The sequence below is a fragment of the Sorangium sp. So ce836 genome (assembly GCF_028553905.1).
Taxonomy (GTDB): domain Bacteria; phylum Myxococcota_A; class Polyangia; order Polyangiales; family Polyangiaceae; genus Sorangium; species Sorangium cellulosum_D.
In genome coordinates this window covers 7569309-7584801 of sequence record NZ_CP102233.1, presented here as the reverse complement: position 1 = coordinate 7584801, position 15493 = coordinate 7569309, and the positions used below count along the sequence as shown (strand labels likewise).

General features: G+C 71.4%; 11 protein-coding genes. 8 read left to right on the top strand and 3 right to left on the bottom strand.

Translation table 11 applies throughout. The annotated features are described in order from the left end of the window. Positions 1 to 11 precede the first annotated feature (11 nt). Positions 12 to 734, bottom strand: coding sequence for a hypothetical protein (locus tag NQZ70_RS27220; RefSeq protein ID WP_207217490.1), 723 nt, complete (start codon positions 732 to 734; stop codon positions 12 to 14). A 1081-nt stretch (positions 735 to 1815) separates the two neighbouring features. On the opposite strand from NQZ70_RS27220, the gene NQZ70_RS27215 reads away from it, so the two are divergent. The 7 genes from NQZ70_RS27215 to NQZ70_RS27185 all read left to right on the top strand — a co-directional run bounded on the left by NQZ70_RS27215 (position 1816) and on the right by NQZ70_RS27185 (position 12034). After that, complete coding sequence (locus tag NQZ70_RS27215) at positions 1816 to 4161, top strand: right-handed parallel beta-helix repeat-containing protein (RefSeq protein ID WP_129576813.1); 2346 nt, start codon at positions 1816 to 1818, stop codon at positions 4159 to 4161. Between the two features lie 727 nt (positions 4162 to 4888). Continuing rightward, positions 4889 to 6616 (top strand): ABC transporter substrate-binding protein, encoded by a 1728-nt coding sequence (locus NQZ70_RS27210; protein ID WP_207217489.1) that lies wholly within the window; start codon positions 4889 to 4891, stop codon positions 6614 to 6616. Between the two features lie 48 nt (positions 6617 to 6664). Beyond that, a complete protein-coding gene (locus NQZ70_RS27205; protein ID WP_129576812.1) occupies positions 6665 to 7642 on the top strand; it encodes an ABC transporter permease in 978 nt (325 codons plus the stop codon). Between the two features lie 21 nt (positions 7643 to 7663). Next, positions 7664 to 8617 carry an ABC transporter permease gene (locus tag NQZ70_RS27200; RefSeq protein WP_129576811.1) on the top strand — a complete coding sequence of 318 codons (954 nt, stop codon included), beginning with the start codon at positions 7664 to 7666 and terminating at the stop codon, positions 8615 to 8617. After that, on the top strand, positions 8607 to 9566 hold the full coding sequence (locus tag NQZ70_RS27195) for an ABC transporter ATP-binding protein (protein WP_129576810.1): 960 nt from the start codon (positions 8607 to 8609) through the stop codon (positions 9564 to 9566). Before NQZ70_RS27200 ends, NQZ70_RS27195 begins: the two co-directional genes overlap by 11 nt. A 2-nt stretch (positions 9567 to 9568) precedes the next feature. Then, positions 9569 to 10624: an ABC transporter ATP-binding protein gene (locus NQZ70_RS27190; RefSeq protein ID WP_129576809.1), complete on the top strand. Its 1056-nt coding sequence runs from the start codon at positions 9569 to 9571 to the stop codon at positions 10622 to 10624. Positions 10625 to 10642: 18 nt separating this feature from the next. Further along, the gene (locus NQZ70_RS27185; RefSeq protein ID WP_129576808.1) at positions 10643 to 12034 is read left to right on the top strand and encodes a GH1 family beta-glucosidase; all 1392 of its coding nucleotides are present in this window, start codon (positions 10643 to 10645) and stop codon (positions 12032 to 12034) included. A 64-nt stretch (positions 12035 to 12098) separates the two neighbouring features. Here NQZ70_RS27185 and NQZ70_RS27180 read toward each other — a convergent pair whose 3' ends face one another. Beyond that, a complete protein-coding gene (locus NQZ70_RS27180; protein WP_129576807.1) occupies positions 12099 to 13289 on the bottom strand; it encodes a GspE/PulE family protein in 1191 nt (396 codons plus the stop codon). Beyond that, the gene (locus NQZ70_RS27175; protein WP_129581601.1) at positions 13286 to 14362 is read right to left on the bottom strand and encodes a CAP domain-containing protein; all 1077 of its coding nucleotides are present in this window, start codon (positions 14360 to 14362) and stop codon (positions 13286 to 13288) included. Before NQZ70_RS27175 ends, NQZ70_RS27180 begins: the two co-directional genes overlap by 4 nt. A gap of 131 nt (positions 14363 to 14493) precedes the next feature. Between NQZ70_RS27175 and NQZ70_RS27170 the strand changes: the two genes are divergently transcribed. Continuing rightward, positions 14494 to 15480 carry a DMT family transporter gene (locus NQZ70_RS27170; protein WP_129576806.1) on the top strand — a complete coding sequence of 329 codons (987 nt, stop codon included), beginning with the start codon at positions 14494 to 14496 and terminating at the stop codon, positions 15478 to 15480. Positions 15481 to 15493: the final 13 nt, after the last annotated feature.

Genomic DNA, 15493 nt, shown 5'->3' with positions numbered 1-15493 from the left:
AGGACATGACGTCAGGGGGAGAACATCCCGGGGACCGCGCCGCCGTACGGGGAGCCGCCGAGGCCGCCCGGGAAGCCGTAGCCGCCGCCCGGGAAGCCGAACCCGCCGCCCGGGAAGCCGCCGCCGAGCCCGCCGCCCGGGAAGCCGCCGCCGAGCCCGCCGCCCGGGAAGCCGCCGCCGAGGCCACCGTAGGGCCCGAGGCCGCCGAGGCCGCCGAGGCCGCCGAGGCCGCCGTAGGGCCCGCCGAGGCCGCCGTAGGGCCCGCCGAGGCCGCCGTAGGGCCCGCCGAGGCCGCCGAACGGCCCGCCGGGCATGCCGCCGGGCATGCCGCCGAACGGCCCGCCGGGCATGCCGCCGAACGGCCCGCCGGGCATGCCGCCAGGGACCTGACCGACAGGGCCCTGGCCGACAGGGCCCTTGCCGATGGGAGCCTGGCCAGGGCCCTGAATCGGCCCGCCCAGGCCCGGGCCCAGGGGGATGCCCTTGCCCACGGGGCCTTGAGCGAGCGGCCCGCCGAGATCGGTCTTGCCGGGGATCACGGGCCCGCCGCCCCGCGTCTCCTCCGTATCTCCCGCTGTATCTCCCTCCAATGCCTGCTCGCTCGACGCCACGTCGACGTCGGCCTGCTCCAAGTCGGCCTCTTCCGGCGTCACCGCGCCGAGCGCGCACCCGGTCATCAACGCAGACAAGAGCATCGCCGCTTGCGCCATCTTCATATCGATCGAGCTAACCATCCGTCCTCCTTCCATGCTCCGCCAGGGCTCTCAGGCCCGCGGTGGCATGTTGAGCGGCGTGGAGAGCAGGCTGCGTGCCTGACAGCGCGTGTGCAGAGCCTGCCGCGTCGGCCCTCCGCGGCTCGCCGGACGGCGACGGCGAAAGTGCATTGTCTGAATCCGCGCCGTGTGGGAGCCCTGCCCCGCTTCATCGCGCCCGCGCGCCGCCGCGCCGGCGCGCTTCGAGGCCGCCTCGCAGCGCCGATGTGGGAGGCTCCCGAGCGCTGGAGAAAGGCAAATGTCGACGCGCGCAGCGGGGCGCCCGCGGCGCGCGGCGCGCGGCGGGACGGGACGAGGGCGACCCGACTTGCAGCTTTATCGGGCCCTGCAAACCGCATTTCCGAAGACCTGGTCGATCTCTGCAATCGAGGGCTGCGGACTCGACATCATCGCTGATGGGCGGCAACGTCCCGCGGCCCAGCGTCCTCTGGTCACGCCCTGCGCAGCCCACGTGGGCCGACAGAGGCCCAGGGCGGCGCTCCCCCTTGCGGCGACCGCGCCGCGCGGCGCGCGCCCGAGCCGCGCGCCGTCGCCACGTCGTCCGGAACGACGGCGCCGGCGCGGGCTTCGGCCGCGGACGGCGGCCCCGCGAGGCGGCGGGAACGGCCTCCTCCGCGGAGCGTCCCGGCGGCGCTCGGCGCGGCCCAACGTGGTTGACAGAAAGCGTGCGACCCGCACGATCGGCGGCGCGCGCGGGCCCGCGCTCGGAGAGATCCGCGCGCGCGCCCGAGACCTCGGCGCGGCGCAGACGTCCGCGGCGACGCAGGGAAAGTCGGCGCGATCGCGATTCCGCTGCCTGGCCGGAGGCTGGCTCCTGTTGTAAGATTCATTACTCCGAAGGAGTTCGCGCGGCGCCGATCAGGCGCTGTCCTCGTCATCCTGTCGCGGGCTCGGCGGTGATCTCCGGCGCTCGGAGCGCCGGTTCATGCACGACAAGCGGTCTTCGCGCCGCCGCGGCGGCTCCTCGGCCTCGTTCGCCCCCCGGGCGCGCGGAGGCGCGCGGGGCGCGCGCCGGGGCAGCGCTGTCCGAGGAGGGTATTGCATGCGCCTCTGCGCGACGCGCCCGGGTTCGTCTTGGCTGGCCGCCTGCATCGCGGTCCTGTCGCCGCTCGCCGCGGCGTGCAGCGACCTCTCGCGCAGCTCCGACACTCCGCTGGTGGGCGATCCCGCCGCGCCGCCCTGCGCGCGCGGGCACGTCCTCGGGCCCGGGGGCGCGTGCATGCCGGTGGGCATCCAGGGGTGCGCCGAGCTGTTCGTGGAGGACGATGATCTCTGCCACCCCTCGATGGCCAAATGCCCTCCGGGGACGATCCCGAAGTTCGACGAGGGGTGCATTCCCGTCGGCCTACCGCGCTGCGCTCCCGAGCTCGTCGGCGGCGACGGGCTCTGCAGGCCGGCCATGGCGAAGTGTCCGGCGGGCACGTTCGCGACGCCGGAAGCGGGGTGTGTGAGCGTCGATGGCCCCGACGGCTGCGGGCGCGGGCCGTGGGGGGACGTGCCTCGGGCGCCCGGCAACGTGTATGTCGACCCGAGCTACGCCGGCGCGGACGGCGACGGCTCCGAGGCGAGGCCGGTCGCGACGCTCGAGGCGGCGCTCGAGCGCGTCGCCGACGGCGGGACCATCGCGCTCGCGGACGGCACCTACGACGAGCCGGCCGTCATCGCGAGGCCCGTCGCCATCGCCGGCCGGTGCGCCTCGCGCGTGCGGATCCGCGGGGTGAGCCCGCTGGTCGTCCCGCCCGCGATCGTGGCCGTGCTCGGCGCGGGGGAGGTGACGCTCCGGGGGCTGGAGATCGGCGGCGACGGCGCCGGCGTGGTCGCGATGGGCGCGAGCGCCGTGACGCTCGAGCGCGTGCACATCAAGGGCGCCGCCCACGCCGGCGTCCTTGCGGGCGACGGCGCGCGGGTCTCGGTGGCGGCGAGCTGGATCGAGGGGACGCGCGCCGGCGCGGCGGGCGACGGCATGGGCGCGCTCGCGGACACGGGCGGCGCGCTGTTCGTCCGGGAGAGCGCGGTGACGGGCAGCCGCGCGGCGGGCGTGGCCGCGCTCTACGCCGGCGCCTCGGCGGCCGTGGTGGACAGCCTCGTCGAGGGAACCTCGCCGTCGGAGCGCCTCCGGGACGGCGAGGGGATCGTCGCCCGGGACGGCGGTGAGGTGTCCGTCGAGCGCACGGCCGTGGTCGGAAACCGCCTGTCGGGCATCGTCGCGACGGGGAACGCGTCGGCGACGATCTCCGGCGTGCTCGTCGAGGGGACGATGCCCGGGAGCCTGGAGCCCAGCTACGGCGTCGGCGTGTACGCGGCGAGCCGCGCGCGCGTCGCGATCGACTCGAGCGTGCTCGTCGGCAACGCGGAGATCGGCGTCGCCGTCCTCGGCGAGGGCACGGCGGCGACGATGACGCGGAGCCTCGTCCAGGAGACGGTGGCGGCCGCGTCCTCGTCGCTGCTCGGCGGGTTCGGCGTCGCCGTGGCCCGCGGCGCGGCGATGCGGCTCCACGACAGCGCCATCGTCCGCAACCGCGGGACCGGGGTTCACGTGGGCGATCTCTCCGCCGAGCTGGTCGCCACGGGCAACCTCGTCGAGGGGACGATCGCCGGAGGGGCCTGGGGCGACGGCGCCGGCGTGTCCGTGCTGGAGGGCCGCGCGACGCTCGCGTCGAACGTCCTTCGCGACAACGAGGGGACCGGCCTGTCGGTGGGGTATGCCGGATCCGAGGCGACCGTGACAGGCAACCTCGTCGAGGGGCATGTCGCGCCGGACCGGCGCGCGCCGGCGGGGCAGGGGATCGTCGTCTACCGCGGGGCCACCGCGGCGCTCTCGGGCAATCTGATCCGCGGGAGCCGCTCGGTCGGCGTCCTCGCCGGCGCGGAGCTCCCGGCCGGCAAGGTCGAGATCACCGGGGACCTCATCGAGGACACGTCGGGCGACGACGGCGCCGGCATCGGCGTCGCCGCCGCGGGCTACCAGCTGCGGCTCGCCTCGTCCCTCATCCGCGCGAGCCGCACGGCCGGCGTGGCGCTGTTCGCCGCCGACGCGGAGATCGCAGAGACCGTCATCGACGGCGTGACCGGGGACGGCAAGGCCGGCAAGGGCGCGCGGCACGGCGATCTCGTCGCCGACGGCGTCCTCGCGCTCGCCGGCTCCACAGCCACCCTCGACGGCGTGCGGGTGACCCGCTGCGCGCGGGCCGGCATCCTGTTCGATCGGAGCTCGGGTCGCCTCTCCCGGGTTCGCGCCTGGGACAACCTCTTCGGGCTGGTGGTACAGGGCTCGCCAGCGCCCGAGCTGAAAAAGGGCGGCGAGAACGCGTTCATCGGCAACATCGCGGCAGACGAGCGCTTCGACGCCGGCCTCTTCGTGCCCGCGTCCGCTCCCCCGCTTCCGTGAGGCGCGCCCGCCGGATCGCGCCGCGCCCCACCGCGCGAAACCTAGAAGACATGGAACGGAATCGCCTCCGATACATCGTTGTCGGGTCACGTCCGGGCGGATCGAGGCGCCACACGTCGAGTCGCGCGCCCCGAATCGACGCCGCGCGCACATGCGTATCGCTCGCATCGCCGCGCGCTCCGGACGCGATCTCCCGCCGCCCGCGCAGGGGGCGCGCTGCGCCTCGCCCGCTCGCAGAGTGCCCATCCGCCCGCAGGGACGAGCCGGAAAAATCTGGTCTTGTCATCGCTCGCGGACATCTGTATAGACGTGCCCCGGCCGCTCCCTGAAACGATGCGTCATCGACTGACTCCTTATCTTGCCGTGAACGAAGAAAATAACAGTGTGAGCGCCAGAGTGCTCAGGTGTCATGACGCGCGATGACACCATGAGACGGAATTGCTGCTGCGGTGCTGCTGCGATAGATGACGCGCCACGACATCTCCCTTGAAATCGCGCCTGAGTGAGCGGCACGAGAACTTGGTAGCGACCTCGAATCCCCGTTGACACTGCTGTGCGAAGACGGCTACAGTGCCGACGGCTGGATGCCGGTATGGTGCGCTGCGTCGCGGCGAAGGGGTCCGGCGAGTCGCTGTGTCACGTGGCGGCTTCCAGGAAGATCAGCTGAATGGGAGAGGGACGGTGGGCGCTCGGGCGTGTCCACGAGGGCCCCGCGAGGAGCATTCTCATGAGGAACTGGTTGTTGCCGCGTCGGACGTTGGTTCTCTCGGCGTTGCTTCTTTCGGTCGGCGCCGCGGCAGGTTGCACGAAGCCCGACGCGAAGAAGGACCCCGCGGGCGGCGCGGGCACCGCCCCGGCCGCTCCAGGGGCGGCCAAGAACCCCGCGGCGGACACCTTCCTGACCGTCTCGATCGAGCAGCAAGCGTCGTGGGTGCGCAACTTCAATCCTCTGCTGGCCCCAGGCAACGTTCGCTGGCCAACCGTCGCTGGCATCTACGAGCCGCTCCTCGTTTACAACACGATGAAGGGCGAGTTCACCCCCTGGCTCGCCTCGAAATACGAGTGGAGCAACGGGAACAAGACGCTCACCTTCACGATTCGCCCCGAAGTGAAGTGGTCCGACGGCCAGCCCTTCACGGCGAAGGACGTCGCCTTCACCTTCGGGCTCTTGAAGAAGCACGCCGCCCTCGACCTGCAGGGCGTCTGGAAGTGGCTGACCGCGGTTGAGGCCAAGAGCGACTCGGCGGTCGAGTTCTCGCTCACGCGGCCGTACGTCCCCGGGCTCGTCTTCCTCGGGCACCAGCCGATCGTGCCGGAGCACAAGTGGAAGGACGTGGCCGATCCGGTCACCTTCACGAACGAGAACCCGGTCGCGACGGGGCCCTTCACCGAGGTGAAGAACTTCCAGAACCAGATCTACGAGCTCGGTCGTAATCCGAACTACTGGCAGCAGGGCAAGCCCGCGATCAAGGGGCTCCGCTTCCCGGCCTACCCGGGCAACGACCAGGCGAACCTGGCGCTCCTGAACGGCGAGGTCGACTGGGCCGGCAACTTCGTCCCGGAGATCGAGAAGGTCTACGTCGGCAAGGATCCGACGAACCACCACTACTGGTTCCCGCTCGTCGGCAGCACCGTGTTCGTCTACACGAACACGACGAAGAAGCCGCTCGACGACGTGCGGGTGCGCAAGGCGATCAGCATGTCGCTCGACCGCGAGCAGATCGTCAAGGTCGCGATGAACAACTACACGCGGCCGGCGGACGCGACGGCGCTCAGCGACGCGCACGAGCGCTGGCGCAGCCAGAAGGTCGTCGAGGCCGGCGACTGGGTGAAGTTCAACGTGGCCAAGGCGAACCAGATCCTCGACGAGGCGGGCTACGCCAAGGGCGCGGACGGCATCCGCGTGAAGGACGGCAAGCCGCTGCGCTTCGACATCAACGTCGTCACGGGCTGGTCCGACTGGGTGCGCGCGGCGCAGATCGTCACGCAGCAGGTGAAGCAGATCGGCGTCGAGGCCACGCTGAAGACGTACGACTTCAGCGCGTTCTTCGAGGCGCTCCAGAAGGGCACCTTCGACCTGTCGATGGGCTGGTCGAACGAGGAGCCGACGCCGTACAACTTCTACCGCGACCTCCTCGGCAGCGCGACCGTGAAGCCGGTCGGCGAGTCGGCGGCGCGCAACTGGCACCGGTTCGGCGCCAAGCAGGCGGACGGCCTCTTCGAGGCGTTCGAGGCCGCCACGGAGCCGGCGGAGCAGAAGAAGCTGCTCGAGCAGCTCCAGGAGATCTTCTCCGAGACGGCGCCCTCGGTCCCGCTGTTCCCCGGGCCGTCGTGGGGTGAGTTCAACACCCGCCGCTTCACCGGGTTCCCCAGCAAGGAGAACCCGTACGCGAAGCTGTCGCCGAACAACCCGCCCGAGTACCTGCTCGTCCTCACTGAGCTCAAGCCGAAGTGACGTCGGGCGTGATCTGATCCGGAGAGCAGGTTAGAAGAGAGAGCTTCCGTGCGTTACCTTCTTCGACAGCTGGGCTTGTATTTCATCGCGGCGTGGGCCTCGCTCACCCTGAACTTCATCATCCCGCGGCTCATGCCGGGCGATCCCGCCTCGGCGATGTTCGCGCGCTTCCGCGGCCAGCTCCAGCCGGAGGCGATCGACGCGCTGCGGAAGGCGTTCGGGTTCACGGGGGAGCCGCTCTACAAGCAGTACATCACCTACCTGGGCCACACCCTGACGGGCGATCTCGGCACCTCTGTCGCGCACTTCCCCGCGCGGGTGACGGAGGTGATCGCGACGGGGCTCGGCTGGACGCTGCTGCTGTCGGGCGCCGCCGTGATCATCAGCTTCGGCCTGGGGACGCTGCTCGGCATCGTCGCGACGTGGAAGCGGGGCGGCCTGCTCGACTCGGTGATGCCGCCCGTCCTGATGTTCCTCGGCGCGTTCCCCTACTTCTGGCTCGCGATGGTGTCGCTCTACATCCTCGGCTTCGTGCTCGGGCTCTTCCCGCTGCGCCACGCCTACAGCGACACGCTCTCGCCCGAGTGGAGCCTGGAGTTCATCGGGAGCGTGATGTCGCACATGGTCCTGCCCGGCCTGTCGATCGTCGTCGCCACCATCGGCGGCTGGATGCTCGGCATGCGCAGCGCGATGGTCACCGTGCTGTCCGAGGAGTACATCACGATGGCCCAGGCCAAGGGGCTCTCGCAGTGGCGGGTCATGTTCACCTACGCCGCGCGGAACGCCCTCCTGCCCAACGTGACCGGCTTCGGCATGGCGCTCGGCTTCGTGCTCGCCGGCTCGCTGCTCACCGAGATCGTCTTCTCGTACCCGGGGCAGGGCTACCTGCTCATCCAGGCGGTCCGCAACCAGGATTACCCGCTCATGCAGGGGATCTTCCTCACCATCACGTTCGCCGTGCTGGGGGCGAATTTCCTGGTCGACATCATCTACGTCTTCCTTGACCCCCGCGCCCGCGCGCGCTGAGGTCTGGCTCCAGGAGAAGCGATGGCTGCGCAACAAAGCAACAGCGGGGGCGTCTCCCGCGCGGCGGGCTGGTTCCGCCTCCTCCTCTCGAACCGCAAGGCGATGGTGGGCACGCTCATCGTGCTCTTCTTCCTGCTGCTCTCGCTGCTCGGCCCCACGTTCGTGCGCCAGGATCCGCACGCGTTCGTGGGCATGCCGCACGAGGCGCCCTCGGCCGAGCACCTCTTCGGCACGACGGGCCAGGGGCAGGACGTGCTCGCGCAGACGATCGTCGGCGCGCGGACCTCGCTGGCCGTCGGGGTCGCCACGGGCCTCGCCGTGATGGCGATCGGCGCGATCATCGGCATGGCCGGAGGCTACTTCGGCGGCTGGATCGACAACGTGCTCTCGCTGTTCACGAACGTGTTCCTGATCATCCCCGGCCTGCCGATGGCCGTGGTCATCGCGGCCTACCTGCCGGCCGGGCCGCTGACGATCCTGTTCGTCCTCGTCCTCACGGGCTGGGCGTGGAACGCGCGCGTGCTCCGGTCGCAGGTGCTCGCGCTGCGCGACAAGGACTTCGTCTCCGCGGCGCTCGTGAGCGGCGAGGGCAGCGCGCGCATCATCTTCGTCGAGATCCTGCCGAACATGACGTCGCTCCTCATGTCCGGCTTCATCAACGCGACGATCTACGCGATCGGCGCGCAGGTCGGCCTGGAGTTCCTCGGGCTCGGCGATCTGAGCGCCATCACCTGGGGCACGAACCTCTACTGGGCGAGCAACAACGCCGCGCTCCTCACGGGCGCGTGGTGGACCATCGTGCCCACCGGCGTGTGCGTCGCGCTCGTCGGGTTCGCGCTCACCCTGATCAACTATGCCATCGACGAGATCTCGAACCCGCGGCTCCGCGCGGAAGGGGCCTGGTCGCGTATGCTCAAGAGCCGCAAGGTCGCGGCTGGTCCGTCAACGCCGGTAGTGAGGGCTCATGGCGCCTAGTCCGATTCTCTCGGTTCAGGATCTGCGGGTCGAGTTCATGACCCCGACGGGTCCGGTCTGCGCGGTCGACAACGTCTCCTTCGACATCGCCCCGGGCGAGGTGCTCGGCCTCGCCGGCGAGTCGGGGAGCGGCAAGTCGACGGTGGCGATGGCCATCATGCGGCTGCTCCGCCCGCCGGCGGTCATCACGGGCGGACGCGTGCTCTTCGCCGGGCAGGACGTCCTGTCCATGACCGAGGAGCAGCTCCGCGCCTTCCGGTGGCGGAAGATGGCGCTCGTGTTCCAGAGCGCGATGACCGCGCTCAACCCGGTGCTGACGATCGGCGAGCAGATCGCGGATCCCATCATCGCGCACGACGGCGTGACGCCGGCGCAGGCGATGGAGCGCGCGGCCGCGCTGCTCAAGCTCGTGAACATCGACACGTCGCGCCTGGCGAGCTACCCGCACCAGCTGTCGGGCGGCATGCGCCAGCGCGTGGTGATCGCGATCGCCATGGCGCTCAAGCCGCCGTTCCTCATCATGGACGAGCCCACGACGGCGCTCGACGTGGTCGTGCAGAAGGAGATCCTGCAGCAGATCGCCGACCTCAAGGACCGGCTGGGCTTCTCGATCCTCTTCATCACGCACGACCTCTCGCTCATCGCCGAGTTCTCCACGCGCATCGCCATCCTCTACGCGGGCAAGCTCGCGGAGACGGCCCGCGCCAAGGACCTGTTCAGCGATCCGAAGCACCCGTACACGCAGGGGCTCCTCGGGTCGTTCCCCTCGGTCCGGGGGCCGCGCCGCAAGCTGCAGGGCATCCCGGGCTCGCCGCCGGACATGCGCAACCCGCCGCCCGGCTGCCGCTTCCACCCCCGGTGTCCGCAGGCGTTCGCGACCTGCCAGAACGAGCTGCCCGTCCTCCGTGAAATCGCGCCCGAGCACCGCGGCGCCTGCCACCTCTACTGACGATGACGATGACGCAACCTTATGTCTCGCCTGTCCTCGACGTGGTGCGCCTCGCCAAGTACTTCCCCGTCGGCGGCGGGCTGCGGACGCAGCAGCTCCGGGCGCTGCACGACGCCTCGTTCTCGCTGGCCGAGCGTGAGGTCATCGCGCTGGTCGGAGAGTCGGGCAGCGGCAAGAGCACGATCGCGCGGCTGCTCGCGCGGCTGATGCCGCCGAGCAGCGGACAGATCCTGTTCAAGGGTCGCGACGTCCTGAAGGAGGAGCCGAACCGCGCCTCGCTCGCCTACCGCGGGCAGGTGCAGATGATCTTCCAGGATCCGTTCGGCTCGCTGAACCCGGTGCACACGATCGGCTACCACCTGGAGCGGCCGCTCCTGCTCCACAACAAGGCGCCGAACGCCGCGATCCTCCGGGAGAAGGTGCACGCGCTGCTCAAGACGGTCGATCTGAACCCGCCGGCGGAGGTCGCGGCCAAGTTCCCGTACCAGCTCTCGGGCGGCCAGCGGCAGCGCGTCGCGATCGCCCGCGCCCTCGCCGTGGATCCCAGCGTGATCCTCGCGGACGAGCCGATCTCGATGCTCGACGTCTCGATCCGCATGGGCGTCCTCAACCTGATGGAGCGCCTCAAGGAGGAGCGAGGCATCTCGTACCTCTACATCACGCACGACATCGCGAGCGCGCGCTACGTCGCGGATCGCACGATGGTGATGTACGCCGGCCACATCGTGGAGGGCGCGCCCAGCGAGGAGCTGATGCAGCAGCCGGCGCACCCGTACACGAAGCTCCTGCTCTCGGCGGTGCCGGACCCGAGCGGCTCGATCCGCAGCGAGCTCCCGGCCCGCTCCGGCGCGCCGAAGCTCATCAACCCGCCGCCGGGGTGCCCGTTCGCCGATCGCTGCCCGAGCGTGATGAACGCGTGCCGGGAGGCGATGCCCGCGGCCGTCGACGTCGGCTCGGGGCACTGGGTCCGCTGCCACCTCTACTCGCCCGGCTCGGTCGCGCCCTCCGCGCACTACGACCGCAAGGCGCCCGCCTCCGTCGAGGCCGTGCCTGTCTGAGGAGAACCACGACACAACATGCCGTCTCTGAGATTTCCCGACAAGTTCGTCTGGGGGGCCGCGACGTCCTCCTATCAAATCGAGGGTGCCACGAGCGAGGACGGGCGCAGCGAGTCGATCTGGGATCGCTTCGCGAAGACGCCCGGCCAGATCACGGACGGGACCAACGGCGACGTCGCGTGCGACCACTACCACCGGTGGCCTGAGGACATCGCGCTGATGAAGAGCCTGGGCCTGATGGCCTACAGGTTCTCGATCGCGTGGCCGCGCATCCTCCCGAACGGCCGGGGCGCGGTGAACCAGAAGGGGCTCGACTTCTACAGCCGGCTGGTGGACGGCCTGCTCGAGGCCGGCATCGAGCCGTACGCGACGCTGTTCCACTGGGATCTGCCGCAGGTGCTCCAGGACGAGGTCGGGGGCTGGCTGCACCGCTCGACGGCCGACGCGTTCGTGGAGTTCGCCGACGTGGTGTCGCGGAAGCTCGGCGATCGCGTCAAGAAGTGGATCACCCACAACGAGCCGTGGTGCACGGCGTTCCTCAGCTACGAGAAGGGGATCCACGCGCCGGGCATGCGCGATTTCGGCAAGGCGCTGACGGTGAGCCACCACCTCCTGCTCTCGCACGGCCTCGCGGTGCCCGTGCTGCGCAAGAACTGCCCCGGCGCCGAGGTGGGCATCACGCTGAACATGAACTACGCGATGCCCGCGTCGCCGAGCGCCGCCGATTACGACGCGGCCCGCCACTACGACGGGTATTTCAGCCGCTGGTTCCTCGATCCGCTCTACGGCCGGCACTACCCGGCGGACATGATCGCGGACTACATCAAGCTGGGCTACCTCCCGCCGGAGGGGCTGACCGTGTGCAAGCCGGGCGATCTCGAGATCATCGCGACGCAGTGCGACTTCCTCGGCCTCAACTACTACTCCCGGGCGGTGCTGCGGAGCACCACGGTGCCCGAGGAGCAGAACCTGCCGAGGACGGTGCACGTCGCGCCCGCGTCCGAGCAGACCGAGATGAACTGGGAGGTGTACCCGGAAGGCCTGCGGCAGCTGCTCATCCGGCTGCACGTGGAGTACGGGGTGCCGAAGCTCTACGTGACGGAGAACGGCGCGGCCTACTCGACCGGGCCGGACAAGAACGGCCGCATCCCGGACGAGCAGCGGCTGAAGTTCCTGCGCGATCACTTCGTCGCGGCGCGGCGCGCGATCGACGCCGGGGCGCCGCTCGCCGGGTACTTCGTGTGGTCGCTGATGGACAACTACGAGTGGGACCGCGGCTACTCCCAGCGGTTCGGCATCGTCTGGGTGGACTACGAGACCCAGCGCCGCATCCCGAAGGACAGCGCGCTCTGGTACAAGGGCGTCATCGCCGAGAACGCCGTCGACGACGGCGCCTCACAGGCCACCTGACCGGCGGCGCGCGCTGCGCGCGGCTGCGCAGACGAGCGCCGCGCGCGGCTGCGTCTGACGAGCGTCACGTCACGCGGAGCACCTCGTCCAGGGAGGTGATGCCCTCCTTCACCCGGGCGAGCCCGGCCTCCCGGAGCGGGACGAGCCCCACCCTGCGCGCGGCCTCCCGGTAGGCGCGCTTCCCCGCCCGCGCCTTGACGAGATCCCGCAGGTCGTCGTCGAGCTCCAGCATCTCGAACAGCCCGATCCGGCCCCGGTAGCCCGTCAGGTGGCACGACTGGCACCCGACGGCGCGCTTCAGCTCGGCGCCCTTCTCGATGAGGACCTCGTCCTCCTCGCCCGTCACGTCGCTCTCGAGCTCGTACGTCTCCGCGCACTCCTCGCAGAGCCGCCGCACGAGCCGCTGCGCGAGCACCGCGAGCAGGGCGTTCGCCACGATCCACGACTCCGCGCCGAGGTCCACGAGCCGCGCGACCGTGTCGACCGCGTCCGAGGTGTGCAGCGTCGACAGCACGAGGTGCCCCGTGAGGCTCGCCTGCAGCGCGATCTGCGCCGTCTCGGGGTCGCGCATCTCGCCGACCATGATCACGTCCGGGTCCTGCCGCAGGATCGCGCGCAGGCCCGTGGCGAACGTGAAGCCCTGCCTCGGGTTGGTCTGCCCCTGCGTGATGTCGGCGAACTCGACCTCGATCGGGTCCTCCAGGGTCACGATGCTGAGCTCGCTGGTCTTCATCACCTTGATCAGCGAGTAGAGCGTCGACGTCTTGCCCGACCCGGTCGGCCCGCACACGACGATGAGCCCCGAGGCGCGGTCCGCGAGCCCCTGGACCCGCGGCAGGTCGCCCTCGGAGAGCCCGAGCTTGTCGAGCGGGATCAGCTGGTGGCTGAGCAGCACGCGCATCACCAGCGTCTCGCCGTGGATGGCGGGGAACGTCGAGGCGCGCAGGTGGATGAGCGGGTGGCCGTAGAGCTCCAGGCTGAACTGGCCGTCCTGCGGCAGGCGCCGCTCGGTCATGTCCATCCGCGCGAGCACCTTGACGCGCGAGGTGAGCGCGGGCGCGATCTCGATCGGGATCTGCCCCTGCGCCACCATCACGCCGTCGACGCGGTAGCGCACGCGGATGCCGTCGCGCTTCGGCTCGACGTGGATGTCGCTCGCGCCCATCGAGACCGCGCGGCGGACCAAGTGATCGAGCACCTTGACCGCGTCGAGCTCCTCCGACGCCGAGGACGCGGGGGGGCGGCTGTGGTTCACCGCGCGCCTCCCTTGCCGCCGACGTCGATCGTGCGGAGCGAGACCATCTTGAGCTCGTTCGAGGGGGGGAACGTCGCCCAGACGCTGACGCCGTAGAGGCCGGGGCGCTTCCGGTCGTCCAGCGGGACCTGGATGTCGAATCGATTGCCGTTCACCTGAAGAGGAATAGGCGTCTTGAAGCCCTTCGGGAAGAACGTCGCGTAGGGCGGCGGGATCGCATATCCGCCCATCTTGAGCAGCTTCTCCGGCGGGATCGGCTTGCCCGCCTCGACCCGCGAGATCCCGACGCCCGCGATCTTCGCCGGCGCGTCGATCTCGCCGGCCACCCGGATCACCTCGCCGACCTTGGCCCGCTTGGGCAGCGGCTGGTACGTCCCGTAGTCGTCGACGAACTCCTGCGCCATGCAGGCGATGTCGAGCCCCTTGGCCTTGGCGAGCCCGACCCCGAGCGACGTGTGCGACGCTGTGAGCACGTTGCGCCGGTGCCCGTCGGCCGGGGGCTTCTCGTTCATGAAGGCGTGGTGGACGCGCTCCAGGCTCTCCGCGGAGAAGCGCGGGTCCGGGTCGAGCTCGCGCGGGATCGCGTCGGCGAAGCAGCCGGCGTTCTCCATGACGAAGCCCTCGCCGCCCGCCGCGGTGTAGCGCTCCTCCGGGACCGCGCCGTCGCTGCCCCAGTGGCCGGTGAACCCCACGCGGACCATGTCCTCCGCGTGCCGCCGCCCCGCGCGCGCCGCGGTCTCGTCCCACCGGACCGGCGGCAGCTTGTGCGCCTTCCGATCGCGGTTCACCAGCTCGAGCACGTATCGCCCCGCCTCCGCGCGGGTCATCAGCTTCCCCGGCGCGGGCGGCGCCGACGCGGCCTGCGCCGGGCCGCCGCCGCCGGGCTCGGCGCCCGCGGCCTCGCCGCCCGAGGGCCGCGCGCCCTCCTCCGCCGCCGCCTCGGCGGTCAGGTCCCACGGCGGCCCCTCGGCCGGCGCGCTCCCGGCGCTCGCGCCGCACCCGAGCGCGTGGGCGCCCGCGGCGATGAGCCCCAGCCAGGGCGCCCCGCGCCAGCGCTCCCGCCGGCCGCACATCGCTCCTGCTCTTCGACCTCTCCTCGTGATCGCGCGCATCACTTCGACGGTAGCGCCTCGCTGTCGCGCGCGCACCAGGGAGCGCCGCCCTCGCGCGCGCGGCGGCGTGCGCGGCGGCGAGGTGGTAAGCGATGCGCCTCGTGAGCACGTCGTCGTCGTCGTCACAGGGTGCGGTCGCCGCGCACCCGCCCGGGGCCTCCGCGATCGTCCTCGCCGCGGAGCGCGAGGGGCGCGCGGCGCACCCGACCGCGGGCGTCCTGTGGATGATCCTGGCCCAGGCGCTCTTCGCCGCGATGAACGTCCTCGCGCGGCTCTCGTCGGCGGGCGCCCCGTGGCCCGAGGTGGCGGCCTCCCGCACGCTCGTGGGCGCGGCCACCGCGCTCGGCGTCGCGCTCGTCCGCCGGGCGCCGCTCTCCATGAGCCGCGGCGATCGGCGCCTCACGTGGGCGCGCTCGCTCTGCGGCACCGGCGCGATGCTCTGCAGCTTCTACACGCTGGGCACGCCGGACATCGCGCTCGGCGACGCCGTCACGCTCGGCGCGACGAGCCCGATCTTCGTCGCGCTCCTCGCGCCGCGGATGCTCGGCGAGCGGAGCAGCCCGCGCCTCTGGCTCGCGACCGTGCTCGCCTTCGCCGGCGTCGCGCTGGTCGCCGCGCCGCGGCTCGCGATCGCGGGCGAGGTCGCGCTCGTCGCCACGCTCGGCGCCGTCTTCTCGGCGTTCGCCATGATCTGGCTGCGCCGCATCGGCGGGAGCGGGACGCGCGCGAGCCCCGAGTCGATTGCGCTGCACTTCTCGCTCGTGGCGAGCGCCGCGATGATCGCCCTGTCGATCCCGGTCTTTCGGGCGCCCGACGCCCTCGGCCTCGTCCTGCTGGTCGGGACGGGGCTCGCCGGCGGCCTCGCGCAGCTCGCGATGACGCGCGCCTACGCGCTCGACAACGCGGCGCGCATCGGCGCGATCGGCTATGTCGGGGTCGTCCTCTCGCACGTGCTCGCCGCGGCCTGGCTCGGCGAGATCCCGTCGGCGCGCCAGCTGCTCGGCACGGCGCTCGTGATGGCGGCCGGCCTCTGGCTCGCCGCCCAGGCGATGCGCGACGCGCGGCGCCGCCCGCGCTGACGCTCGCGTTGCC

Coding starts and splice junctions, on each gene's coding strand:
- NQZ70_RS27220 (WP_207217490.1), bottom strand. CDS start 734: ATGGTTAGCTCGATCGATATGAAGATGGCGCAAGCGGCGATGCTCTTG.
- NQZ70_RS27215 (WP_129576813.1), top strand. CDS start 1,816: ATGCGCCTCTGCGCGACGCGCCCGGGTTCGTCTTGGCTGGCCGCCTGC.
- NQZ70_RS27210 (WP_207217489.1), top strand. CDS start 4,889: ATGAGGAACTGGTTGTTGCCGCGTCGGACGTTGGTTCTCTCGGCGTTG.
- NQZ70_RS27200 (WP_129576811.1), top strand. CDS start 7,664: ATGGCTGCGCAACAAAGCAACAGCGGGGGCGTCTCCCGCGCGGCGGGC.
- NQZ70_RS27195 (WP_129576810.1), top strand. CDS start 8,607: ATGGCGCCTAGTCCGATTCTCTCGGTTCAGGATCTGCGGGTCGAGTTC.
- NQZ70_RS27190 (WP_129576809.1), top strand. CDS start 9,569: ATGACGATGACGCAACCTTATGTCTCGCCTGTCCTCGACGTGGTGCGC.
- NQZ70_RS27185 (WP_129576808.1), top strand. CDS start 10,643: ATGCCGTCTCTGAGATTTCCCGACAAGTTCGTCTGGGGGGCCGCGACG.
- NQZ70_RS27175 (WP_129581601.1), bottom strand. CDS start 14,362: ATGTGCGGCCGGCGGGAGCGCTGGCGCGGGGCGCCCTGGCTGGGGCTC.
- NQZ70_RS27170 (WP_129576806.1), top strand. CDS start 14,494: ATGCGCCTCGTGAGCACGTCGTCGTCGTCGTCACAGGGTGCGGTCGCC.